We start from the raw sequence: 23279 nt of genomic DNA, 5'->3' as shown, positions 1-23279 counted from the left end.
ATAGGTGCAAGGCGGCCCGCCCAGCCTGCGATACGCCTCCGGCTCGAACGGCAGCAGCGCCAGCACGTGATCGATGTAACGGCGCATTGCGCGCGCGCGGCCGGATCGCCATGCCCATACCGTCGGCGCGACGTAGTCGACGATCGGTATCGCCGGCGCGCGCGCACGGACCTGCCGCGCGACGCGATGGGTAAAGTCGGGACTGTCGATGATCACCAGGATATCGGGGGCCGCCGTGACGGCGGCCTCAGTGGTTTCGCGGACGCGGCGCAGGATCATCGGCAGTTTCCGCGCCACCGCGGTAAATCCCATGATCGACAATTCCTCGATCGGAAACAGCGACACCAGGCCCTCGCGCGCCATGGTCAGCCCGCCGACGCCCTCAAATCGCACGGCATCGCCGAGCCGCTGCCGCAGCACCTTCATCAGGCTGGCGCCGAGCCGGTCGCCGGACTCCTCCGTCGCGACCAGAAATATCTTTCGCGCGACGACTGCGACTGGCTTGGCTGCCATCACGCGGGCAAACCCACCACGAACAGGCCCGCTTTGTCCGCGGCTTCGACCATGGTCTGAGGCTCGGCGACAAGGGTGTTGCCGGCGATGACGGCGATACCGGCCAATTGCGCCACTGCGGCGCCTTCAATGGTCCTCGCGCCCAGGGTCGGCAGATCGAAGCGGAGATCCTGTCCGCTTTTCGGCGCCTTCACCAGCACGCCACGTCCGGCCTTGGAGCGAATACGGCCCTCGCCTCGTAACCGCGATACGCGCGCGAGCAATCCGTCGGTGCCCTCGATGTCTTCGACGCCGAGCACATGGCCGTCGATCACAATTGCAGCCTGCCCGATGTCGAACGGACTGAGCGCGCGCAACACCTCCCGCCCTTTGGCGATATCGGCGTTGGCGTCTGCGTTCGGTGCCGCGCGCGTCAGACAGCCTGGGGGCATCAGCAAGCTAGGTGCGACATCCTTGAGTCCGACCATCCGGAATCCATCCTTTTCCAGAATACGGCCGACGCTGGACAGCAGATGATCGTCGCCGCCGCGGAAGGCTTTTAATACACTCGGCATGGCGCGAAGCGTTTTCCAGTCGAGACGGATCTCGGACAACGCCGGCCGCACCAGTGCGCCGATAAACACCAGATCGCGACAGTTTTCAGCGCGCAGCAAGTTGGCAAGCCTGCCGAGTTGGCCGATTGAAATCCAGTGATGCCGGAAACGCGCGACCTCAACCGGATCGCAGATGCCGCGCAGCGCGAAGAAAACCGGACTGATGCTGCGCGCGACCAAGGAATCGGCGACCGCGAACGGCAGTATGCCGCCGGCCGCGATCACGGCGATGGGCGATGAAATCTGCAAAGGCTGGTACGTCATGTTCGCAGCATGCTGATTTTAGCTTGAAGCGGCTCCTTCTCACCTCTCCCCGGAGGGGAGAGGTCGAAGCCGGAGCGCCAGCGGCGGCTTCGGATGAGGGGTCTGTCCACGCGCTCGGACTCGCGGATAGGCCCCTCACCCGCCGCGCATCTGACGATGCGCGTCGACCCCCGATCAAGTCGGGGGCAGGCTCTCTTCCCTGCGGGGAGAGGTGAACCGAGCATCATGGCCATTGGACCTGATATCATCATGCTCCAGCCCGCGATTGCCGCGATCACGACCTGCTGCCGCTATCCGCCGGCAGACAGAGCGCGCGATGCTTGCCGTCACCGATAAATTTTAGAATCTCGGCGATCGCGGGATCGGCGCCCGCAAGAGGCTGCGCGTCGTTCAGGCGTTCCGCAAAAACGCCCGGTCCATGAAACAGCCTTTGATAGAACGCGCGTACCGTGGCGAGCCGCTCTCGGGTAAACTTGCGGCGCTTCATGCCGATGATGTTGAGGCCTTCGAGAACGGCATATTGCCCGTTCACCAGACCGAACGGAATGACGTCGCCGCGCACGCCGCAGACCCCGCCGACCATCACCTGCGGTCCGACCCGCGTGTACTGATGCACCGCGGACAGCCCGCCGATGAAAACAAAATCGCCGATCTCGCAGTGGCCGCCCAAGGTCGCCGAGGTCGCGAAGATCACGTCATTGCCGACCTGGCAGTCATGGCCGACATGGCTGCAATTCATGAAGTATCCGCGGTCGCCGACGCGGGTGACGCCGCCGCCGGCCACCGTGCCGGCATTCATGGTCACCTGCTCCCGGATGATGCAGCCCTCGCCGATCTCAAGCTTTGTCGATTCGCCGCGGTAGCTCAGCGACTGCGGTGGCGTGCCGAGCGATACGAACGGATAGATGGTGCAGTTCGCGCCGATGGTGGTCTGCGCGGTGACGTGCACCTGCCCGATCAGCCGGCAACCGGGACCGATCACGACATCCGGCCCGATCATGCAATACGGGCCGATCGAGGTGCCCTCGCCGATCACCGCGCCGTCTTCAATCCGCGCGGTGGGATCGATTTTGCTCGTCGAATGGTCCAGCATTAACCGTCACGTCGGTTGCGAATGTGTTGGGTTTTCCGTTGGTTAGCCCGGCGTGCCGGACCTGTCCAGTGACGGTTGGTTTCGGCGTGTTTCGGTGCCTGGTACGTCGTACGTAGGGTGCGCAAAGCGGCCGGACGCGAACGCGTCCGGCGGCGCGCCCACGAATCAGCGCGAAGACCTTCGATTCTCGAAATGGTGGGCACGGCGCCAACAGCGCCTTTGCCCACCCTACGGACTGGAGCTGATGAATTCAGGTTGAAGCGGCGATATGTCGGTACCGCCAACCCGCATATCGCTACGCTCATGCGGGCTACACTCGCTACTCGGTCACGACGAACACGGCGGCGTAGTGATACGGCGAAACGTCGACAGTCCGAAGGTGTCGCAGTCCGCTTGGCAGAACTTCAGCAATGGTCTGCTCCGGCGTCATGCGCAGTTCGGTTGCCGGGCCGCGCGGCTGACCCAAGACCGGCGTTTCCTCGCGCGGCCTCGCGTACCAGCTAACGATCGAAAACGCGCCGCCAGGCTTTAGAACGTCGCGGACGGCACTCGCCAAGCGCGGCCTTTCGGGAACGCCATGGAACGCGTTGGCGAGAAATACGTGGTCAGCCGGACCTTGCACGGCGCTGCCGATGTCATAGGCGTCGGCTTCGACGAACTTGCAATTAGAAGCGCCACCACGCTCTGCGACCCGCACTTTTGCGGCCTCCAGCAGAGTGCCATCAATGTCGATTGCGACAACGCTGCGAACCAGCTTCGCCAGCGGAAAGGTAAACCAGCCGTCGCCGCAGCAAAGGTCCACAACGTCCATGCCGGGCCTTATGCCAACGTCCGACAGCACCTTGGCGGGATCGGGCCATAACGCCTCCCACCATCCGGGATCGGGCATTCCCGTGCCTTCAAAGAATCCAGGTAATGCCATGTGCGCTCATCACGCGTTACGCCGGCCGCATCAGCTTCAGCACCGCGTTCAATCGCAGGCTGCGCTTGCCCGCAAGCGCTGTCGCATCCAGCAGCGCGCCCGCTGCGTCGCAGGTGCCGGAGAAGCCGATGCCCACCTCATGGCCGCCGAAGATCGGATGCTCGCCTTTGGCCGGGGTGTGCTCCTGGTTGAGGATCTGGCCTTTCCAGCGGCCGTTCGCCGAGGTGTAGGTGCCGAGATAATAGAAGAACGCATCGCCGCCGAGAATGCGGCCTTCATGCAGCAGCATCACGCCGGTAAGGCCGCCGTCGACGCCGTCGAGCATCCGGATATGAACGGAATAAAGCCCGTTGACGATGCCGCCTTCGCCCACCGCGCCCACCGCGGGAACGGTCTCGTCTTCGATCGGCGTCATCATCGATTGAAAGACCGCGCCCGGCATCTGCGGCGAACTGCCCTTGAAATGGTAGATGTCGCCTTGCGCGCTGCCCCGGACATTTATCCTGGCGATATCGGCGCCGAGCAGCGACTGGTAGTTCGGATCGTCATTGTGGCGATGACTGGTGATCTCCGAGGTGACGACGCCGTCGATCTCCTGATAGGTGCCATAATGGGCGAACGCCGAGTTGCCGCCGAGCATGCTGCCGGCATGCGCGTACATCACGCTCCTGCCGACCGCGTCGTTGACCTGGAACCTGACCTTGTAAAACCCTTCCAGCACCTGACCGCTCCTCAGCAAGTAGCCCGCATGAGCGCAGCGATATGCGGGTAGAGAGGTGGACCCGGATGTCGCTGCGCTCATCCGGGCGACGCCGACTCAGTCCGTCAGCATCGCACCGACGTCGGCCTCGGCGACGGTGACGCCATTCACCCTGGCATCGCCGTGAAACCACCACATGGTCTTGCGCCGGCCGATGCTGCGCATGTGGTACTCGACGGTATCGCCCGGCAAGACCGGCTTGCGAAACTTGCATTTGTCGATGGTGAGGAAATAGACCGCTTTCGGCCTCTGGGTGCCCTCCACCGACGTGATGCCGATTACGCCGGCGGTTTGCGCCATGGCTTCGATCATCATCACCCCAGGGTAGACCGGGCGATCGGGGAAATGCCCGAGAAACGGGTATTCGTTGTAAGTGACGTTCTTGATGCCGATGCCGCTGTGATCGGCCCGGATATTGATGACCCGATCGATCAGCAGCATCGGATAGCGATGCGGAAGGGTTTTGAGGATGGCGTTGATGTCGACCAACTCGAATCTAACGGGTGACTCCATCACGCGCGCCCCTCGTCTTTCGGGTTCGGTGAAGCCGATCCCGGATTGGGCGCGCCGTCGCGCACCATGCGTTCCACCGCGAGAATTTCCCGGAACCACTGCCTGGTCGGTTTTGCAAAGAAGCCGCCCCAGCGCCCGTGGGCAGGCACGTCGTCCTTGACGCCGCTCATCGCCGTGATCTGCGCGCCATCGCCGATGAAAGCGTGATCGATGATCCCCGCCCCGGCACCGAATGCCACCTTGTCGCCAATGGTGACGCTTCCCCCGATCGCGACCTTGGCGGCAAGCAAGCAGTGCCGGCCGACCGTCACATTGTGACCGATCTGGACATGGTTGTCGATTTTCGTGCCTTCGCCGATGACGGTGTCGCGCAAGCTGCCGCGGTCGACCGCGCTTCCGGCCCCGATTTCAACGTCGTTCTGGATCAGGACGCGGCCGGTCTGCGGTACCTTGACGTGACCGCCGGACCTGAAAATGAATCCGAAACCGTCCTGTCCAATATGGCAGCCCGGATGAATCAGCACATTGTCGCCTACAAGCGCAAATCGAATCGTGGTGCCGGCGCCGACGTCGCAATCCCTGCCGATCCGGACATTGGCCCCGATCACGGCACCCGAGCCGATCACCGAACCCGTGCCGATTTCGACGCCCGGCCCGATAACGGCAAGCGGTTCGACGGTCACATCGTCTTCCAGATGCGCCGTCGGATGAACAATAGCCGATGCGGCGATGCCGGTATTGCCGAACCACGATTGCGGACGAAGGGAATCGGCATGAAGCTCGCGCGCGAATGCCACGAATGCGAGAAGCGGGTCGGCTGCACGCAGCACGGCCACATGCGGCGGAATGGACGAGACAAGCCTTTCGCTCACCAGGCACGCGCCCGCACGCGTTTGCGCAAGCTTGCCGGCGTATTTCATGTTGTCGAAAAATGTCAGGTGGGACGGCCCGGCCTCGTCGAGCGAGGCCAAGCCCTTGATCCGATGGCCGGCCTTTGAGGCGTCGACCAAATGCGTGTTCGTCAACGCTGCAATTTCAGCCAGCGTCGCCGAAGGTGGTTGCTTGAAGAAGGTTGGCTGCGCCATTCCATCCGCTGCGTGGTTTGATCCAGCTCCTTCTTACCTCTCCCCGGAGGGGAGAGGTCGAAGCCGGAGCGCCAGCGAAGGCTTCGGGTGAGGGGTCTCTCCACGCACTCGGACTCGCGGAGAGGCCCCTCACCCGCCGCGCATCTAACGATGCGCGTCGACCTCTCCCCTGCGGGGAGAGGTGAGCTGAGCGCCGTAACTCGACTAAAACTATCACGCTCTAGCGTCAAACCTCAGAACGAAGTGCCGCCGCCAAACTTGAATTGCTGCACGCGATCATACGCACCCTTCGTGAGCGGCACCGCGTAATCGAAGCGCAGCGGCCCGAACGGCGACGCCCAGATCAAGCCGACACCGACCGAGGTCCGGACCACGTTGCTGTTGTCATATACCATCGCGCAATTGCAGGGTAAGCCGTTGACCAGGCCGTTGACTTCACCGGTCAGCGGATTCGACGTCGGTCCCTGATAGTCGAACAGCGACCCGGCGTCGGCATAGACGGCGCCCTTGAGGCCGACTTCCTTGGGCAGGAACCAGAACGGCATCTGCAATTCCGCCGAAGCGCCCCAATACTTGGTGCCGCCGAGGGCGTCGCCGCTTCCGGTGAAGGGGAAGAAGGTCAGGTCGCGCGGACCGATGCCGTTGGGCGCAAAACCGCGGACCAGATTCGGCCCCATCTGAAAATGGTCAAGCATGCGAATGTCGTTGTTGCCGATCTTGGTCAGGGCGCCCGCCTGAACATGGATCAGACCGACGATATCGGCGACCAGCGGCGTGTAGTATTTGCCGTCGATTGCAGACTTCAGATAGGTCACGTCGCCGCCGACGCCGGCAAAATCCTGCCGGAAATCGAACAGCAGGCCGTCGGTCGGATTCCTGTTGTTGTCCAGCGTATTGAAGTTGAGCGTGTAACCCACCGAGGACGTCAACGTCTTGCCGTTGGCTAGCTCCTTGCGGACCGGAAGCGAGGATTCGCCGTCGCCTAGGCAACCTGGGATGCCGTTGAGGAGAACGTTTCCGGTGGGATCAACCCCGCCCAAAACCTGATTGATGTAGGCCGGCGTCGGATAGAAACCCTGACCCAAGGAGTTGTTCGGAAAAAGGTTGTTGCAGTTGGAGAGCGTGGCGGGCAGCGAGATCGAGCTCTGATACAGCGAATAGCGCAGTTGCAGCGACAGATCCTCGCGCAGTCCGAAGCCGAGCCGCGGGCTGAAGCCCATCGTCTTGGTATTATAGGACACGTAACTGTTGGCCAGCTGCTCGCGATAGAACACATCGAGGCCGCCGGCGACGCGATAGTCGAACAGATACGGCTCGACAAAGGACAGCGAGCCGCCGCGGGCATACTGGCCGTACTGCACCGAGGCCTTGGCGTAGAGGCCGCGGCCAAGGAAATTGCGTTCGGAGATGCTGACCTCGGCAAGCGCGCCGTCCGAGGTCGAGTAGCCGCCCGATACCGAGAAGTCGCCGGTGGATTTCTCTTCGAGGTCCACCACCAGGATCACGCGGTCGCTCGACGAGCCGGGTTCGGTGCTGATTTTCACGCTCTTGAAGAAGTCGAGATTCTTCAGGCGGCGCTCGGAGCGGTCGACCAGCGCACGGTTGTAGGCATCGCCCTCGGAGACATCGAATTCGCGGCGGATCACATAGTCCCGGGTCCGGGTATTGCCGCGTATGTTGATGCGCTCGATGTAGGTCCGCGCGCCCTCGTCGACCGCGAACACGATCGACACGGTATGCGCCTCGAAATTGCGGTCGCCGCGCGGACGCACGGCGGCAAAGGCATAGCCGCGCCGCGAGGCTTCGATCTGCATCTCCTCGACGGATTTTTCCAGCGCTTCGGCATTGTACAATGACCCGACACCGACGCGCGAGAAGCTGCGCAGCGAATTGGCGTCTAGGGTCGGAATACTGGACTGGAACTGAACCGAGGCGACGCGATACTGCTGGCCTTCCTCGATCTTGAAGGTGACCAGGAATCCGCCTCGTTGCGGGTCGTATTCGGTCAGCGCCGCCACCACCTGGACGTCGGCGAAGCCGCGTTTCAGATAGAATCGGCGAATAAGGTCGCGGTCCGCCTCGATCCGGTCCGGATCGTAGGTGTCGCCGCCGCCGAGGAAGCTCAGCAGGTTCGATTCACGGGTCTTGATGATGTCCTTGAGACGGTAGGACGAAAAAGCGTTGTTGCCGATAAATTCGACGGATTTGACTCCGGTCTTCGCACCCTCGGTGATGGTGAAAATGAGATCGATGCGGTTGTTCGGCTGCTCGATGATTTCGGGATTGACGCGCACGTCATAGCGGCCGGAACGGCGATAGATTTCGGCGATCCGCTGGGCGTCGGATTGAACCATCGGGCGCGACAGCGTGCCCCGCGGCTTGGACTGGATTTCCGCCGAAAGCTGCTCGTCCTTGACCTTCTTGTTACCCTCAAAGGCAATGCGGCCGATCACCGGATTTTCGACCACGGTCACCACCAGCCGGCCGCCGGCCTGGTTGATCTTCACGTCCTGAAACAGCCCGGTCTCGATCAGGGCCTTCAGCCCGTCATCAATGCGGCCCTGGTCGAGGCGGCCGCCGGGCCCCGGCTTGAAATAGGAGCGAATCGTTTCGGCTTCCACGCGCCGGTTGCCTTCGACGGCGATCGAGGCGGCGGTCTGGGCGGCTGCGGGCGCCGACATCAATGCGGCGGCCACGGTTGCGGCGACCGGCGTGGCGACCAAGATCAGGGCGGCGAACAAGCCACCCCGTACTCGCATTCCAACAGTCATGCGCAAAGCGCCCTTGTTATTCCAGAGCCGGCCCGCACCCCTACGGCCCGGCGGATTCCCATTTGTTGCCCCGCTTGTAGCCAATTTAGCCGGGGCGGCAAACGGCCTTTCGCAGTGCAATTTCATTTTCATTCCAAGACGTTGCCTATCGGCCACGCGACTGAAAAGGGCCTTCATGACGCGGCCAGATGCAGGATGTCGTTGTAGGTCGCAAACACCATCAGCATCAGCACCAGCCCGAGACCGATCCGGAACCCCATCTCCTGCGCCCGTTCCGACAGCGGCCGTCCCCGTACGGCTTCGACCGCATAGAACAAAAGGTGGCCGCCATCGAGCAATGGCACCGGAAACAGGTTGAGCAGCCCGATCGAAATCGAAAGCACCGCCGCAAGATGCACCAGGGCGGCGACCCCGATGGTGGCGACCTGCCCGGAAATTTGCGCGATCCGTAAGGGACCGCCGACCTGGTCGGCCGCTTCCCGGCCGGTGAAGACCCCGCCGATATAGGCCAGCGTCCGATCGACCACGAACCAGGTTTCCTTGACGCCGAGCCAAAGCGCGGTTGCGGGATTGACCCGCTCGGTCAGGACGTCGCCGGGATTGGTGGCGCGGGTAATGCCGAGCACCCCGAGCCGGTGCACGTTTCCGAAATTGTCTTTGACTTCCTTGAGTTCCGGCGTGCCCTGCAACTGCAGCGTGGAATCGCCGCGTTTGACGGTGAAGTTAAGTTTCTCGCCGGCGCGGATACTGACGATCCGCTGCATGTCGGAGAAGCTGCCGATCGTATTGCCGTCGATGGCCGTGACCACGTCGCCGCCCTGAAAACCGGCGGCTGCGGCGGCGCTGCCGGCCTGCACCGTGTCGACCCGCGCGGTTGTGCTCGGCTTGCCGAAAAACGTGAACAGCGCGGTAAAGATCACGATCGCCAGAATGAAATTCGCGATCGGACCAGCCGCGACGATGGCCGCGCGCGGTCCGACCTTCTTGTGATGGAAACTGCCTTCGCGCTCTTCCGCGGTCATGTTGGCGAGCGCTGCGCTCGAGGGCGTACTCGCCTCGCTCTCGTCGCCGTGGAATTTTACGTAGCCGCCGAGCGGAATGGCTGAGATTTTCCATCGCGTGCCGTGGCGGTCGTTGAAACCGGCGAGTTCCGGCCCGAACCCGAGCGAGAACGTTAACACCTTGACGCCGGCCCAGCGGGCAACCAGGAAATGTCCGAGTTCATGGAAGAAAACGACAATCGTCAGGACGAACAGGAACGGAATGATGTAGCCGATCACGCCATGGCTCAACGTATTGAAACTGTTTAGAAAAACGTCGGCCATCCAATTCCCCTCGCGCAAGACCGATGGCCCTGTCCCCCAACCCTCTAGGATGCCTTTAAGGCAATTTGAGGCAAGAGGGTGGTAGCTTTATTTCGCGCAACATGGTCAACGGCAATCGCATCGTCTGCGGAGGTCAATGTCGTCAGGTTTCCGGAGCGTACCCAGTCGTTCATTGTGGCCTCGACCAGCCGCGCGATCGCCCCGAACCTGATCTTGCCCGCGATGAAGGCGGCGACCGCCACCTCATTGGCCGCGTTATAGACCGTGGTCGCCCCCCTGCCCGTCCGCAGCGCGTCATAGGCGAGCCGAAGCGCCGGAAAGCGTTCGAAATCCGGCGCCTCGAACGTCAATTGCCCGATTTTGGCAAGGTCGAGCGCCGCCGCCGGGCCGACGATGCGCTCGGGCCAGCCAAGGCAGTGGGCGATCGGCGTGCGCATGTCAGGAGCGCCCAGCTGCGCAACCACCGAACGATCCGAAAATTCGACCATGCCATGAATGATCGATTGCGGATGCACCAGCACATCGATCTCGTCAGGCGTCAGCGCGAACAGATAGGAGGCTTCGATCACCTCGAGCCCCTTGTTCATCATTGACGCCGAATCGATGGTGATCTTCTGTCCCATGCTCCAGTTCGGATGTTTCAGCGCCTGCGCCAGCGTGGCCTGTTCGATATCGGCGTTCTTCCAGGTCCGGAACGGCCCGCCGGACGCGGTGATGATGACCCGGACAAGCTCTTCGCGATTGCCGGAGCTGAGCGCCTGAAACAGCGCGTTATGCTCGGAATCGGCGGGGAGAATGCACGCCCCTGCCTTCGCCGCGCGCTGCATGAAGAAGTCGCCGGCACAGACCAGGCACTCCTTGTTCGCCAGCGCGACCGTGGTGCCCCGGTCGACCGCCGCAAGCGCTGGTTTTAAGCCGGCGGCGCCGCTGACGGCGGCCATCAGCCAGTCCACCGGACGCGATGCGGCTTCAATGATGGCGCTTTCGCCGGCGCCGCATTCGATGCCGGTGCCCGCCAACGCATCCCTGAGTTCGTCAAGGCGCGCAGGGTCGGCAATCGCGGCAAAGCGCGCGTCGAACTCGATCGCCAGCTTCGCCAGCGCCTCGACATTGGTGTTGGCGGTCAGCGCCTCAACCCGGTAGCGCGCAGGCGACGCCCGCAGCAGATCCATCGTGCTGTCGCCGATCGAGCCGGTGGCCCCGAGGACGGTTACGGCACGGACGGCGGACGCCGTGGCCTTGTTGTTACGCAACGGAACAGCGCTCATGTCCTCACCAAACCATAACACCGCGGCCGACGCCATCGACGCCGCCGCGTAAAATTCCGATAAGTGCCGCCAGCGCGATCGCGGCGACGAAGCCGTCGAGCCGGTCGAGCAGCCCGCCATGGCCGGGAATGATGTGGCTCGAGTCCTTGACCCCGAACCGCCGCTTCACCGCCGATTCGAAGAGATCGCCAAGCTGCGACGCGATCGACAAGCCCGCGCCGAGCAGCAGCAACGGGCCCATTTTGCCAAAACCCAGGCCGGCGCAAACCGCCGCAATCGCCAGACTCGCGACAAATCCGCCGATCGCGCCCGCCCAGGTCTTCTTGGGGCTGACCCGCGGCCATAGTTTCGGGCCGCCCAGCCCACGGCCCGCAAAATAGCCGCCGATATCGGTCACCCACACGATCAGGAGAACCATGATCAGCGCGACGAATCCGGATGCCGTGTCGAGCCGCATCAGGATCGACCCGACCAGTGCCACGGCGGCGTAGCAAAAACCCGCCGCGACCCACGCACGCATGCCTGGGCAGAAAAATCCAACGCTCAGAGCACCCAGTGCCACCGTCACGAGCGCCGCGTCGATTTGCCCGGACGCCAGGCAAAATCCGGAAAGAGACAGCGCAGCTGTCCCGGCCGCGATGACGCCGGCATTGCGCCCGGCGCCGACGATCATAAGCCATTCCACGTAGAGACCGATCGCGGCGAACGTCACAAGACCGGCCCACAGCCAACCACCAGCCCAGGCAACCGCAATGGCTGTCGGCGCCAGAACCAGCGCGGCAATGACGCGCATCAGCAGATTTCGCGATCCCGGCTCCGCCGCCGGCGCGGCGTCGCTCCCGGTCACGATCCGGTTTTCGCGGCGAGACCGCCGAAACGGCGCTCGCGTCTGGCATATTCGGCGATCGCGCCCTGCAGCGCGGCCTTGTCGAAATCCGGCCAATGAATCGGCACGAATACCAGTTCGCTATAGGCCGCCTGCCACATCAGGAAATTCGACAGCCGCTGCTCGCCGCTGGTGCGGATGATCAGGTCGGGATCCGGAATATCCGGCGCATCGAGATATTGGCCGAGACTGTCGGCATTGATGGTCGCGGGGTCGCGCTTTCCATCCGCAACCTCACGGGCAAGGCGCTGGGCGGCGTTGGCGATTTCCTGCCGCGAGCCGTAGTTGAACGCAACCACAAGATTGAGACGCGTGTTGTCGCGGGTCAGGTCCTCCGCCTCCTTGAGAAGCGCGCAGATGTCCTGTTCGAGCCCGTCGCGTTCGCCGATGACGCGCACGCGCACGCCGTCGTGATGCAGGGTGGCCAGATCATTGCGGATGAAGCGCCTGAGCAGGCCGAACAGATCGCCGATCTCGGTCGCCGGACGGGACCAGTTTTCGGAACTGAAGGAAAAAATCGTCAGATACAGAATGCCAAGTTCGCTTGCCGCGCGAACCACGCGCCGCAACGCCTCGACGCCGCGGCGGTGACCCTCCGCCCGCGGGAGGCCGCGGGCCGCGGCCCAGCGCCCGTTGCCGTCCATGATGATCGCGACATGCAAAGGCGGTTCGGCGGGATCCGATCCTTCGGTTGCAGGCACGGCGACGTTCGACATCGGTTTGTCCCAGAGCGTCCGGACCGGCGGCTTGCGGCCGGCGACAAATAAGCGCTCGAAATCAATAGTTTACGCGCATCTTCGACGCAAGACCGCAGGGCCCTGCGTTGGTGCCCGTCAGATGGTGAGGATTTCCTTTTCCTTGGCGCTAAGCAACTGATCGATTTCCGCGATCGATGCGTCGGTTACCTTCTGGACGTCGTTGTCCAGGCGCTTCTGGTCGTCCTCGGAAATTTCGTGATTCTTCTCAAGCTTCTTGACGGTATCGAGACCGTCGCGGCGAACATGGCGCACGGCGACCTTTGCGGCTTCGGCATATTTATGCGCGACCTTTACAAGTTCCTTGCGCCGCTCTTCGTTGAGTTCCGGAATTCGCAGGCGAAGCACCTGTCCCTCGGTGGCCGGGCTCAAGCCCAGATTGGAATCGACGATCGCCTTTTCCACCGCCTTGACCATCGACTTGTCCCAGACCTGCACCGAGAGCAAGCGCGGCTCCGGGACGCTGATCGTCGCGAGCTGGTTCAGCGGCATGTGGGTGCCGTAGGCGTCAACCTGCACCGGCTCCAGCATCGAAGCGGCGGCGCGTCCGGTGCGCAAGCCTCCGAGTTCATGCTTCAGCGCCTGGGTCGCGCCCTGCATGCGGCGCTTCAATTCGTTGATGTCGAAATTGCCCGTGGGCATCTCTTCCTCCTGAATCTTCTTGTCTCGATCCGCATCATGCGCGGACCCGACGCCGCCACGCGTGTCAGCCCGCGACCACCGTGCCGCGCCCCATCCCGCGCAGAATCGCGCCGACCGAACCCGGCTCGGCGATCGAGAATACAATGATAGGCAGCGACGTCTCGCGGGCAAGCGCGAAAGCGGTCGCATCCATGACCTTGTAGCCGCCCTCAAGCGCCTGTGAGTGGGTCAGGCGCTCGAACCGCTTGGCCGACGGGTCTTTCTTGGGGTCCGCGTTGTAGACGCCGTCGACATTGGTGGCCTTGAGGACGGCTTGCGCGCCGATTTCGGCGGCGCGCAGCACGGCCGTGGTATCGGTGGTGAAGAACGGATTGCCGGTGCCGCCGCCGAGCAGGATGATTCGGCCCTCCGCCAGATATCTGAATGCGGTCGAGCGCGTGTAGAGTTCGCAGACTTCCGGCATCACGAACGCCGACAGGGTTCGCGCCGGTTGCCCCTTGCGCTCGAGGGCAGCCTCCAGCGCAAGGCAGTTCATCACCGTTGCCAGCATGCCCATAGTGTCGCCTACCGGACGGGAGACCCCGCGCGACGATATTTCGACGCCGCGCACCAAATTGCCGCCGCCCACCACGACAGCCACTTCGACGCCAAGCTGCCTGGCCGCGATCAGGTCGCCGGCGATCCGGTCGATGGTTGGCTGGTCCATTCCGAACGAGTGGCTGCCGGCGAAATATTCGCCGGAAAGCTTGATCACCACGCGACGATAGATCGGCTCAGCCATGATGCGGCTCCTTTTCACCTCTCCCCGGAGGGGAGAGGTCGAAGCCGGAGCGCCAGCGAAGGCTTCGGGTGAGGGGTCTCTCCACGCACTCGGACTCGCGGAAAGGCCCCTCACCCGGATCGCATCTGGCGATGCGATCCGACCTCTCCCCTTCGGGGAGAGGTGAGCCGAGCGTCGTGGCGATTCGGTCTAAAACCATCATGCTCCTAAGCGCCAACCCCGTTACGATACGGTCGCGGGATCCTCCGGCGGCTTCTTTTGGCCGCTGGCGGCAGCGACTTCGGCCGCGAAATCGGTTTCCTGCCGGTCGATTCCCTCGCCCAGAGCATAGCGCACAAATCCGGTGATCTTCACAGCCGCGCCGATCTTGCCCTCAGCTTCCTTCACGGCCTGGGCCACCGACTTGCCCTTTTCGTCGTGGACGAACGCCTGGTCCATCAGGCAGACTTCCTTGTAATAGGTCTTCAAACCGGACTCGACGATCTTCTCGATCACATTCTCCGGCTTGCCTTGCTGACGATACTTGTCGGCCAGCACGTCCTTCTCGCGCTGCACCACGGCCGGATCCAGCGAGGCCGAATCCAGCGCCTGCGGATTGGCGGCGGCAACGTGCATGGCGAGCTGACGGCCGAATGCTGCCAGTTCGTCGGTCTTGCCGTCCGATTCCAGCGCCACGATCACGCCCATCTTGCCGGCGCCTTCGATCACGGCGTTATGGATGTAGCTCGCGACCACGCCCTTGCCGACCTCCAGCATCGCGGCGCGGCGCAGCGTCATGTTCTCGCCGATGGTTGCGATGGCATCGGTGATCGCACGCTCGACGGTGATCTCGCCGACCTTCGCCGCCTTGATCGCCTCGACGTCGGCGCCGACCTTGAGCGCGACCTGCGCGATCATCTTGACCAGCCCCTGGAACTGCTCGTTCCGTGCGACGAAGTCAGTCTCGGAATTGACCTCGACGACGACGCCCCGGGTGCCTGCGGTCACCGCGCCGATCAGGCCTTCCGCCGCGATCCGGCCGGCCTTCTTGGCGGCCTTCGACAGGCCCTTCTTGCGCAGCCAGTCGATCGCAGCTTCCATGTCGCCGTTATTCTCGGACAGCGCCTGCTTGCAATCCATCATGCCGACGCCGGTCGTCTCGCGCAGATTCTTGACCATCGCCGCGGTGATTATAGCCATCGTTAGATATCCTTTGCCTGTCAGGGCGAGCGCGGCAAGGCGTGTGAGCCTCGCCGTCATCCGCCGTCAGGAATTCAAGTCGATTGAACCAGAGGACCGGCGGCCGGATGTTCCGGCCACGAAGCGTTTCTCGCTATTCCGCTTCCGCCGTCATCGCCTTGGCCTGGGCGACCCAGCCGTCGGCGCGAGCGGGCAGACCGACCTCTTCGCCGATCTTGTGCGCCGTATCGTGATCGAGCTCGGCCAATTGCCAGTAATGGAAGATGCCGAGGTCGTTGAACTTCTTCTCGATCGCGCCGGACACGCCGGTGAGCTTCTTGAGGTCATCGGCAGCACCACGCGGCCCGGCAAGACCCTGGAAGCCCGCAGGTTGCGGGGCTTCCGGAATTTCCTCGCGGACCGGATGGGCCGAGGCTCCGACATCGATGCCGGACTCGCCCTGCGCACGCGAAATGCCGTCGATCACGGCGCGCGCCATGAGGTCGCAATACAGCGTGATCGCGCGGCCGGCGTCGTCGTTGCCGGGCACCACGTAGGTAATGCCCTTGGGATCGGAATTGGTATCGACGATCGCGGCGACCGGAATATTCAGCCGCTGGGCTTCCTGAATCGCGATGTCTTCCTTGTTGGTGTCGATCACGAAGATCATGTCGGGCAGCCCGCCCATGTCCTTGATGCCGCCCAGCGAGCGGTCGAGCTTGTCGCGCTCGCGCTGCAGCGTCAGGCGCTCCTTCTTGGTGTATTGCGAGCCTTCGCCCGAACCGAGCATCTCTTCAAGATGACGCAGACGCTTGATCGAACCGGAAATCGTCTTCCAGTTGGTCAGCGTGCCGCCGAGCCAGCGCGAATTGACGAAATACTGCGCCGAGCGCTTCGCAGCCTCCGCGACGCCGTCCTGCGCCTGCCGCTTGGTGCCGACGAACAGCACGCGGCCGCCCTTGGCGACGGTGTCGCTGACCGCCTGCAGCGCGCGGTGCAACAGCGGCACCGTCTGCGCAAGATCGATGATGTGGATATTGTTGCGGGCACCGAAAATGTAATCCGACATTTTCGGATTCCAGCGGTGCGATTGGTGGCCAAAGTGAACGCCAGCCTCTAACAGCTGACGCATGGAAAAATCGGGTAGCGCCATCGTTCAGTTCTCCGGTTGGTTCCTGGCGGAAGCGTGTGAGCAATGCGAGCCTTAAGCCATAAAGACTTGCGGCCCGGTTGCCACCGGACGGCCTGTGACAGCCATGCTTCCGTGTGAGATGGGCCGGTATATAGCGGGATTTGAGGGAGAAGCAAGGAAATATCGGGGTGTTTTGGGGCTAAATGGCCGGTTAAGCGGCGAATCCGGCTGTCGGGAGTTCGAAGCTCTCCGAGCGCCGTGCCAGCCTAATGTTACCCCACGATTGACGGTATAGCGCAGTGGCGACACGATCGCCCGATGCGCTTCGAGAATCCAGGCGAAATCGCCGACATTGAGACCTTCGCAGCAGGGGCCGGAATTCGCGAAATCAGCGGGTTGCGCAAATTCTACGGGCCCGGCCGCTGGCGTAAGCGCAAAGGCATCGCCCGCGTCAGGTTGATGGATGGCACTATCCATTCAGCTGAAATACACTGGTACGAAGCCGCCGGAATCGAGCGGAAGGAATACAAAATCAAATACCTGCTTTGAAATTCGAGATCATGGCAAAGACACAAACGAGACAACTGGTCGTATGCGTCGATAACAAGGGCTATGCCGTCTCACTCGAAAAGCGGAAAATTTACGTCGCGCTTCGCGATGCCGCTGCCGAGAAACACGGCCTGCTTCGGATCGTTGATGAGTCCGGTGAGGATTATCTCTATCCGAAAAAGTCGTTTCGCACGATTGCGCTGCCGCTGGCCGTGAAAAGAGCGGTGCTAGCAGCTTAAGTGCTTCCGCCACGCGCCATTGACCGGAGGCCGATTCATGGCTCGCACAATTCGCAAAACAGGCGTGAAGCAAGTTCCGCTCTCCGAAATCAAGGACCATCTGTCTCGATATCTTCGCGAGGCCGAAACGGAGGAGATCGTCATCACGCGCCATAGCAAGCCGGCCGGAGTCCTGATCGGTTTCGAATCGGAAGAAGATTGGTTTGATTATCGGCTCGAAAACGATCCGCGATTTTTGCGCCGGATCGAGCAGGCGCGCGCTAGCCTGCGTGCCGGGCGCGGGGTCCGTCTGGAAGATATCGAAACGGAATAGCGACGCGCTGAAATATCACCCTGCTTTGAAACTTCACCATGGCAAATACACAACCGAAACAATTAGTCATCTGCATCGATAACGAGGGCTACGCGGTGTCCCTTGAAACGCGGAAGATTTATATCGCGCTTCGCGATACCCCTGCCGAGAAACACGGCCTGCTTTGGATCGTCGATGAGTCTGGCGAGGACTATCTCTATCCGAAGAAGTCCTTTCGCCCGGTCGCCCTGCCGCAGTCTGTGAAAAAGGCGGTATTGGCAGCTTAGCTACTGCCGTCCCATACCCGACCCGGAATCCATCGGAAGCAAGTAAATCAAAGGTAAATCTTGCGTCGAAAAAGACGACCTTTTCCCAACCAGTTTTAAGTGCATGCCCGTTAGGAGCATTGCATGGCATTCTACCGTCACGGAAACACCTTGCGGGGGTCAATGAAGTTCGTTTGGCTGGCCGCGGCGGTCGTCGGACTTGCCGGCGCCGCAAGCATTGCGACGTCGTTTCTTGTCGCTCAACGCGCTAGCCATACAGCCGGGTCCGCACCCTATTGCGTTCAAGTCGCCGATGCGAAGGAGGACTATAAACCAGCGCGTACCTTGTTCGATCTTTCCGGACTGAGGATGCGAGCGAAACGCGAGAGCGGCATGTATATGCAGCATCACGCCATTCTGGTTGTCGGCGATGAAATGTTTCATTGGTCATACCGCAATTACGATTTCGTCCCTGGCGTGATCAATGGGAAGTTGGAAGCCTATCGACCCACACTCACCTGCGTGCCGAAGCATAATTTCATTGGCAGCCTGCCGATGGTTTTCGCCCGCGCTTCCGAGCACGACTATATTCGGTTTACGCAACGAGAGGCTTATCGCATACCGAAGACGTATCAGTCACAATGGAGCGGTGGCTCAAGCCGTTTCCTGTACCTCACCACGGTCGCGCCGGATTTTCTCCCGCTCCAGACACGTTGGGCCGATCTGCCGCCTCATCAGCGCGACAGCAATTGGGTCTTCGTCACTTGGAAGCCGGCTTGGCTCTTGAGTTCGATGGAAGCTGCTCCGGGTGGCGAAATCGTTGAGCAGAGTACTGAATTCGGACTGCAAAAGAGTAAGATTGTTTCCTACGGTCGAGATTCCAAAAAATACGAAGGCTACCGCTATCTCGTATATGCGGATGAGCGGCCGAACGGCGTCAATACAACGCTGATAACCTGCGGCACTCCATCGGAGATGTTTCCAAAGTCATGTCAGCATCGCTTCTTAAATAATGGACGACATTTTTACTTGCGCCATCTGCCTGAAGATGTACCGAATTGGCAGGGCATGCAGAAGCGCCTGCTTGATTTGTTTGCATCGTTTGAGGTTCAGAGTGCAGACATGCCATTGAACCAATAATGTTCGAAATTGGAGCCGGCCGCCTTTGGTGCCGCCCAATTCTCGCAATGCGGCTTCAAGCCGTCACCGGCAACTCGATCAGCCCCAGATAGCGCGCCATGGGATGGAAATCGCTATCATTGTGAAGCAGCGGCCTGCGGTTCTCGATGCACCAGGTGCCGATCAGCAAGTCGATGGTCTTGCGAACGGTGATGCCGCGCCCGCGCAAGGAACGGAAATTGCGGGCTGCCGCAACGGCAATCGCGTCGCCGGCCATATGCACGATTTCGAAGCGCCGCATCAGGCCTTCGACTTCCCGCGCCGTCCGTTCATCGTCAAGACCTTGCAGCACCTCGCACAGCATCAGATCGCCGACGATGACCTCGTCAGTACCTATGATCGCGCGCAGCCGTTCGACATGGGGCGCGTCCCGGCCGTTGAGGAAGTCGATCCAGACGCTGCTGTCGACAACGATCACCCAACCCCTCGCCCCTTGCGGCTCTCATCAAGGTTGCCGCGCCAGCGATATTTGCCGAAAGCCGCGCCGACCTCGTGTTGCCGCCGAAGTCTGACCATCAAACGCAGCGCCTCTTCTACGGTCTGCTTCTTGGTGGCGTGTCCGGAAACCTTCTGGGCTTCGGCCATGAGGGTGTCATCAATCTCGATATTGGTGCGCATCGGGCAATCCGCTACGTGTGTACCATGGGACAATACCATACACATAGCGTTCGGGCAATGGCTGACGAACGAGCACCGCATCCGCCTCTACACCGTCTGGACGTCCACCACGCCCGAAACCGCCTTGATCGCGCCCGCGATCTGCGGGGATACCCTAGAGCGCCCCGGGAGCTTTATTTCGACCTCGGTTTCGAGGTCGAGCATCAGCACCAGCGACACGTCGCCATCGCCATTCCCGCTAGCTGCGGCGGGTTTGGCCGCTGGCCCGCGCGAGGCTCCGCTTTGGGCCGCCGCTTCCGGCATCTGCAGCCGCCGCACGATCGAATCCAGCGGTTTGGTATCGCGCAAAAATATCCTCAAACCCTTTTGCGTCTTCGCCGCCGCGGCATCGAGCGGCTCGGCGTGCAACACACGGGCGCGGACGTCCTCGCCCTGCAGCTCGGCGCCGAGCTGCATCAGCACGGCGGTGCCGGGCTCCAGGATGTCGCGATACTGGGCAAGGCCTTCGGAAAACAGCACCGCCTCGAAGTGGCCGGTCGGGTCGGACAGCCCGATGATGCCCATCTTGTTGCCGGTCTTGGTCCGCCGCTCCATCCGCGACACCACGGTTGCGGCAACCTTGCCGGCGGTAGCACCCGTCTTTACCGCGCGCGAAAACTCCGCCCAGGATTGCACCCGCAGCCGCTTCAGCGCGGTGGCGTAATCGTCCAGCGGATGGCCCGAGAGGAAGAACCCGATGGCGTCGTATTCGCGCCGCAGCCGCTCGGCCGGCAGCCACGGCTCGACCTGCGGCAGCATGATGCTGGGAGCATCGGCCGCGCCGCCGAACATGTCGTTCTGCCCCATCGTCGCCGCCTCGTGGCTGCGCTGGCAGGCCGCCAGAATGGATTCTGCGCCGGCGAACACCCGCGCACGGTTGGAGTCCAGCGCGTCGAAAGCGCCGGCAGCGGCGAGGCTCTCGATGACGCGCTTGTTGATCGCGCGCGGATTTACCCGTGCTGCGAAATCGGCCAGCGACGTGAACAGCCCGTCCTTGCGCGCCTCCACGATCAACTCGACCGCCTGCGCGCCGACGCCTTTCAGGCCGGCCAGCGCGTAGTAGATGATACCGTCGCTGACTTCGAACGTGGCGCCCGAGCGATTGACGTTGGGCGCCTCGACCTTGATGTCAAGCCGCTGGGCCTCGCTGCGAAACTCCGACAGCTTGTCGGTATTGCTCATGTCCAGCGTCATCGAGGCCGCGAGGAATTCGACCGGATAATGCGTCTTCATATAGGCGGTATGGTAGGACACCATCGCGTAGGCCGCGGCATGGCTCTTGTTGAAGCCGTAGTCGGCGAACTTGGCGAGCAGTTCGAAGATCGTGTCCGCCTGCCCCGGCTGGATGCCGCGCTGGATGGCGCCGGACACGAAACGCTCGCGCTGCTGCTCCATTTCCTTGCGGATCTTCTTGCCCATGGCGCGGCGCAGCAGGTCGGCTTCGCCGAGCGAATAGCCGGCCATCACCTGAGCGATCTGCATCACCTGTTCCTGGTAGATGATGACGCCGAAGGTCTCCTTCAGGATCGGCTCCAGCATGGGATGCAGATATTCCGGCTCCTCGTCGCCGTGCTTGCGCGCACAATAGGTCGGAATGTTCGCCATCGGCCCCGGGCGATACAGCGCCACCAGCGCGATGATGTCCTCAAAACGGTCGGGCCGCATGTCGACCAGCGCGCGGCGCATGCCCTGGCTTTCCACCTGGAACACGCCGACGACATCGCCGCGCGCCAGCATTTGATAACTCTGGGGATCGTCGAGCGGCAGCGTCGGCAGATCGAGTTCGACGCCGCGCTGCTTCAACAGTTTTACGGCGAGATCGAGCACGGTGAGCGTTTTCAGGCCGAGGAAGTCGAATTTGACGAGACCCGCCGGCTCGACCCATTTCATGTTGAACTGGGTCACCGGCATGTCGGATTTCGGATCGCGGTAGAGCGGCACGAGTTCGCTCAAGGGCCGGTCGGCGATCACGATGCCGGCGGCATGGGTCGAGGCGTGCCGGGTCAGGCCTTCCAGGCGCTGGGCGATATCGAAGGCGCGCGCAACGACAGAGTCTTCGTCGCGAAACGCCTGCAGCTTGGGCTCGCCCGCAATCGCCGCGGCCAATGTCACCGGCGCCGCGGGATTTTGCGGCACCAGTTTTGTCAGCTTGTCGACCTGGCCGTAGGGCATCTGCAGCACGCGGCCGACATCGCGCAGCACGCCCCGCGCCTGCAGCGTGCCGAAGGTGATGATCTGCGCCACCTGATCGCGGCCGTAGCGCTTCTGCACATAGTCGATGACCTCGTCGCGGCGGTCCTGGCAGAAGTCGATATCGAAGTCCGGCATCGACACCCGCTCGGGATTGAGAAAGCGCTCGAACAAGAGACCAAAACGGATCGGGTCGAGATCGGTGATGGTCAATGCATAGGCGACCAGCGATCCCGCGCCGGAGCCGCGCCCCGGCCCGACCGGAATGCCTTCCGCTTTGGCCCACTGGATGAAATCGGCGACGATCAGGAAGTAGCCCGCATAATTCATGCGGGTGATGACATCGATCTCGAAGGCCAGCCGCGCATGATAATTCTCCTCGGTCTCGCCCTGGGCGAGGCCATGGACCCTGATGCGGTGGGCAAGTCCCTCCTCGGCCTGACGGCGCAGTTCGGCGGCCTCGTCGCTTTCCGCACCCGCGGCGCTCGCGCCCGCGCCGACCGTGAAGCGCGGCAGGATCGGCTTGCGCGTGGTCGGGCGGAACGCGCAGCGCTCGGCGATTTCGATCGTGGAGGCCAGCGCTTCGGGAATATCGGCGAACAGCACCGCCATTTCGGCGCGGGTCTTGAAGCGATGATCCGGGGTCAGTTGATCGCGGTCGGTTTCGGCGACGAGGCGTCCGCCGGCGATGCACAGCAGCGCGTCGTGCGCTTCGTAATCGTCCGTGCTCGCAAAATACGGCTCGTTGGTCGCGACCAGCGGAAATCCTTTGGCATAGGCAAGATCGATCAGCGCGCCTTCGGCGCGCCGCTCCTTCTGGGTGCCATGCCGCTGCAATTCAATGTAGAGCCGGTCGCCGAACAATTGCGCCAGCCGGTCGCAACGCAACGCGGCGAGCGCGGCCTGGTCGGCATTGAGGGCGAGCGCGATCGGACCCTCAGGCCCGCCGGTCAACGCAAGCAGGCCTTCGGCGTTGCCTTCAAGCCAGTCGAATTTGATGTGCGGTGTCTGGTGAATTGGCGTTTCCAGGAACGCCCGCGAATTCAGCCGCATCAGATTGCGGTAGCCGGCCTCGCGCGCCGCCAGCAGCACGATCCGCGCCGGACCCGTCGCCAGGGCATTGCGGGCATTGGCGTCCTGGTCGGCGAAATCGACGGCCAGTTCACAGCCGATGATCGGCTGGATGCCGTAACCGGCCATCTTGTCGGAAAACTCCAGCGCCCCGAACATGTTGTCGGTGTCGGTCAGCGCCAGCGCCGGCTGCCGGTCCGCCTTGGCGAGTTCGCCGAGTTTGGCGATCTTGATCGACCCCTTCAGCAGCGAATAGGCCGAATGGACGTGCAGGTGGACGAATCCGGCATTTGACATGGCCCGGGGCTTTTGAATCATGGGATTTGAACGATCACCGGCTTGAGGGAGCACCACGACCTCCAAGGCCGACTCGCC

23 protein-coding genes and 1 pseudogene are annotated in these 23279 nt (G+C 62.4%); 5 read left to right on the top strand and 19 right to left on the bottom strand.

The features are described from left to right. From VGP39_RS12320 to VGP39_RS12245, 16 genes and pseudogenes are all read right to left on the bottom strand, one after another. A pseudogene (locus VGP39_RS12320) lies at positions 1-513 on the bottom strand (lipid-A-disaccharide synthase); the annotation flags it as partial. Then, positions 513-1370: an LpxI family protein gene (locus tag VGP39_RS12315; RefSeq protein ID WP_327568385.1), complete on the bottom strand. Its 858-nt coding sequence runs from the start codon at positions 1368-1370 to the stop codon at positions 513-515. The pseudogene VGP39_RS12320 and the gene VGP39_RS12315, both read right to left, overlap by 1 nt. A 274-nt stretch (positions 1371-1644) precedes the next feature. Next, a complete protein-coding gene (lpxA, locus tag VGP39_RS12310; protein WP_327568384.1) occupies positions 1645-2463 on the bottom strand; it encodes an acyl-ACP--UDP-N-acetylglucosamine O-acyltransferase in 819 nt (272 codons plus the stop codon). A gap of 319 nt (positions 2464-2782) precedes the next feature. After that, complete coding sequence (locus VGP39_RS12305) at positions 2783-3385, bottom strand: class I SAM-dependent methyltransferase (RefSeq protein ID WP_327568383.1); 603 nt, start codon at positions 3383-3385, stop codon at positions 2783-2785. Positions 3386-3401: 16 nt separating this feature from the next. Continuing rightward, positions 3402-4106 (bottom strand): GrlR family regulatory protein, encoded by a 705-nt coding sequence (locus VGP39_RS12300; protein WP_327568382.1) that lies wholly within the window; start codon positions 4104-4106, stop codon positions 3402-3404. Positions 4107-4202: 96 nt separating this feature from the next. Beyond that, positions 4203-4658, bottom strand: coding sequence for a 3-hydroxyacyl-ACP dehydratase FabZ (fabZ, locus tag VGP39_RS12295; protein WP_327568381.1), 456 nt, complete (start codon positions 4656-4658; stop codon positions 4203-4205). Then, positions 4658-5743: a UDP-3-O-(3-hydroxymyristoyl)glucosamine N-acyltransferase gene (gene lpxD / locus VGP39_RS12290; RefSeq protein WP_327568380.1), complete on the bottom strand. Its 1086-nt coding sequence runs from the start codon at positions 5741-5743 to the stop codon at positions 4658-4660. Before lpxD ends, fabZ begins: the two co-directional genes overlap by 1 nt. A gap of 233 nt (positions 5744-5976) precedes the next feature. Continuing rightward, positions 5977-8514: an outer membrane protein assembly factor BamA gene (bamA, locus tag VGP39_RS12285; RefSeq protein ID WP_327568379.1), complete on the bottom strand. Its 2538-nt coding sequence runs from the start codon at positions 8512-8514 to the stop codon at positions 5977-5979. A 173-nt stretch (positions 8515-8687) separates the two neighbouring features. Next, positions 8688-9839, bottom strand: a complete 1152-nt coding sequence (rseP, locus tag VGP39_RS12280; RefSeq protein WP_327568378.1) for an RIP metalloprotease RseP — start codon at positions 9837-9839, stop codon at positions 8688-8690. A 44-nt stretch (positions 9840-9883) separates the two neighbouring features. After that, a complete protein-coding gene (dxr, locus tag VGP39_RS12275) occupies positions 9884-11107 on the bottom strand; it encodes a 1-deoxy-D-xylulose-5-phosphate reductoisomerase (RefSeq protein ID WP_327568377.1) in 1224 nt (407 codons plus the stop codon). A gap of 4 nt (positions 11108-11111) precedes the next feature. Next, complete coding sequence (locus tag VGP39_RS12270) at positions 11112-11954, bottom strand: phosphatidate cytidylyltransferase (RefSeq protein WP_414644650.1); 843 nt, start codon at positions 11952-11954, stop codon at positions 11112-11114. Further along, on the bottom strand, positions 11951-12709 hold the full coding sequence (locus tag VGP39_RS12265; protein WP_327568376.1) for an isoprenyl transferase: 759 nt from the start codon (positions 12707-12709) through the stop codon (positions 11951-11953). The genes VGP39_RS12270 and VGP39_RS12265 overlap by 4 nt, the downstream gene beginning before the upstream one ends. A 117-nt stretch (positions 12710-12826) precedes the next feature. Further along, positions 12827-13390: a ribosome recycling factor gene (gene frr / locus VGP39_RS12260; RefSeq protein ID WP_327568375.1), complete on the bottom strand. Its 564-nt coding sequence runs from the start codon at positions 13388-13390 to the stop codon at positions 12827-12829. A 64-nt stretch (positions 13391-13454) separates the two neighbouring features. Next, entirely contained in the window at positions 13455-14171 is a 717-nt protein-coding gene (gene pyrH, locus VGP39_RS12255) for a UMP kinase (RefSeq protein ID WP_327568374.1), read from the bottom strand. A 222-nt stretch (positions 14172-14393) separates the two neighbouring features. Then, positions 14394-15350 (bottom strand): translation elongation factor Ts, encoded by a 957-nt coding sequence (tsf, locus tag VGP39_RS12250; RefSeq protein ID WP_327568373.1) that lies wholly within the window; start codon positions 15348-15350, stop codon positions 14394-14396. Between the two features lie 133 nt (positions 15351-15483). Beyond that, positions 15484-16482, bottom strand: a complete 999-nt coding sequence (locus VGP39_RS12245; RefSeq protein WP_327568372.1) for a 30S ribosomal protein S2 — start codon at positions 16480-16482, stop codon at positions 15484-15486. Between the two features lie 297 nt (positions 16483-16779). On the opposite strand from VGP39_RS12245, the gene VGP39_RS12240 reads away from it, so the two are divergent. From VGP39_RS12240 to VGP39_RS12220, 5 genes are all read left to right on the top strand, one after another. Further along, on the top strand, positions 16780-17010 hold the full coding sequence (locus VGP39_RS12240) for a hypothetical protein (protein ID WP_327568371.1): 231 nt from the start codon (positions 16780-16782) through the stop codon (positions 17008-17010). 11 nt (positions 17011-17021) lie between these two features. Next, the gene (locus tag VGP39_RS12235) at positions 17022-17249 is read left to right on the top strand and encodes a hypothetical protein (RefSeq protein ID WP_327568370.1); all 228 of its coding nucleotides are present in this window, start codon (positions 17022-17024) and stop codon (positions 17247-17249) included. A 37-nt stretch (positions 17250-17286) separates the two neighbouring features. Continuing rightward, a complete protein-coding gene (locus tag VGP39_RS12230) occupies positions 17287-17562 on the top strand; it encodes a type II toxin-antitoxin system Phd/YefM family antitoxin (protein WP_327568369.1) in 276 nt (91 codons plus the stop codon). A 38-nt stretch (positions 17563-17600) separates the two neighbouring features. After that, positions 17601-17828 carry a hypothetical protein gene (locus VGP39_RS12225; protein ID WP_327568368.1) on the top strand — a complete coding sequence of 76 codons (228 nt, stop codon included), beginning with the start codon at positions 17601-17603 and terminating at the stop codon, positions 17826-17828. Positions 17829-17951: 123 nt separating this feature from the next. Continuing rightward, positions 17952-18947, top strand: coding sequence for a hypothetical protein (locus VGP39_RS12220; RefSeq protein WP_327568367.1), 996 nt, complete (start codon positions 17952-17954; stop codon positions 18945-18947). Between the two features lie 55 nt (positions 18948-19002). Here the strand turns inward: VGP39_RS12220 and vapC are convergent, their stop codons facing one another. The 3 genes from vapC to dnaE all read right to left on the bottom strand — a co-directional run bounded on the left by vapC (position 19003) and on the right by dnaE (position 23201). Then, on the bottom strand, positions 19003-19404 hold the full coding sequence (gene vapC / locus VGP39_RS12215) for a type II toxin-antitoxin system VapC family toxin (RefSeq protein WP_327568366.1): 402 nt from the start codon (positions 19402-19404) through the stop codon (positions 19003-19005). Continuing rightward, positions 19401-19604 (bottom strand): type II toxin-antitoxin system VapB family antitoxin, encoded by a 204-nt coding sequence (locus tag VGP39_RS12210; RefSeq protein WP_327568365.1) that lies wholly within the window; start codon positions 19602-19604, stop codon positions 19401-19403. The genes vapC and VGP39_RS12210 overlap by 4 nt, the downstream gene beginning before the upstream one ends. 87 nt (positions 19605-19691) lie before the next feature. Next, positions 19692-23201 carry a DNA polymerase III subunit alpha gene (dnaE, locus tag VGP39_RS12205; protein ID WP_327568364.1) on the bottom strand — a complete coding sequence of 1170 codons (3510 nt, stop codon included), beginning with the start codon at positions 23199-23201 and terminating at the stop codon, positions 19692-19694. Between the last annotated feature and the right edge of the window lie 78 nt (positions 23202-23279).

The organism is Bradyrhizobium sp. (assembly GCF_036009065.1).
Classification (GTDB): domain Bacteria; phylum Pseudomonadota; class Alphaproteobacteria; order Rhizobiales; family Xanthobacteraceae; genus Bradyrhizobium.
The sequence above is the reverse complement of the archived record's forward strand: the minus strand, read 5'-3'. Positions and strand labels throughout refer to the sequence as shown.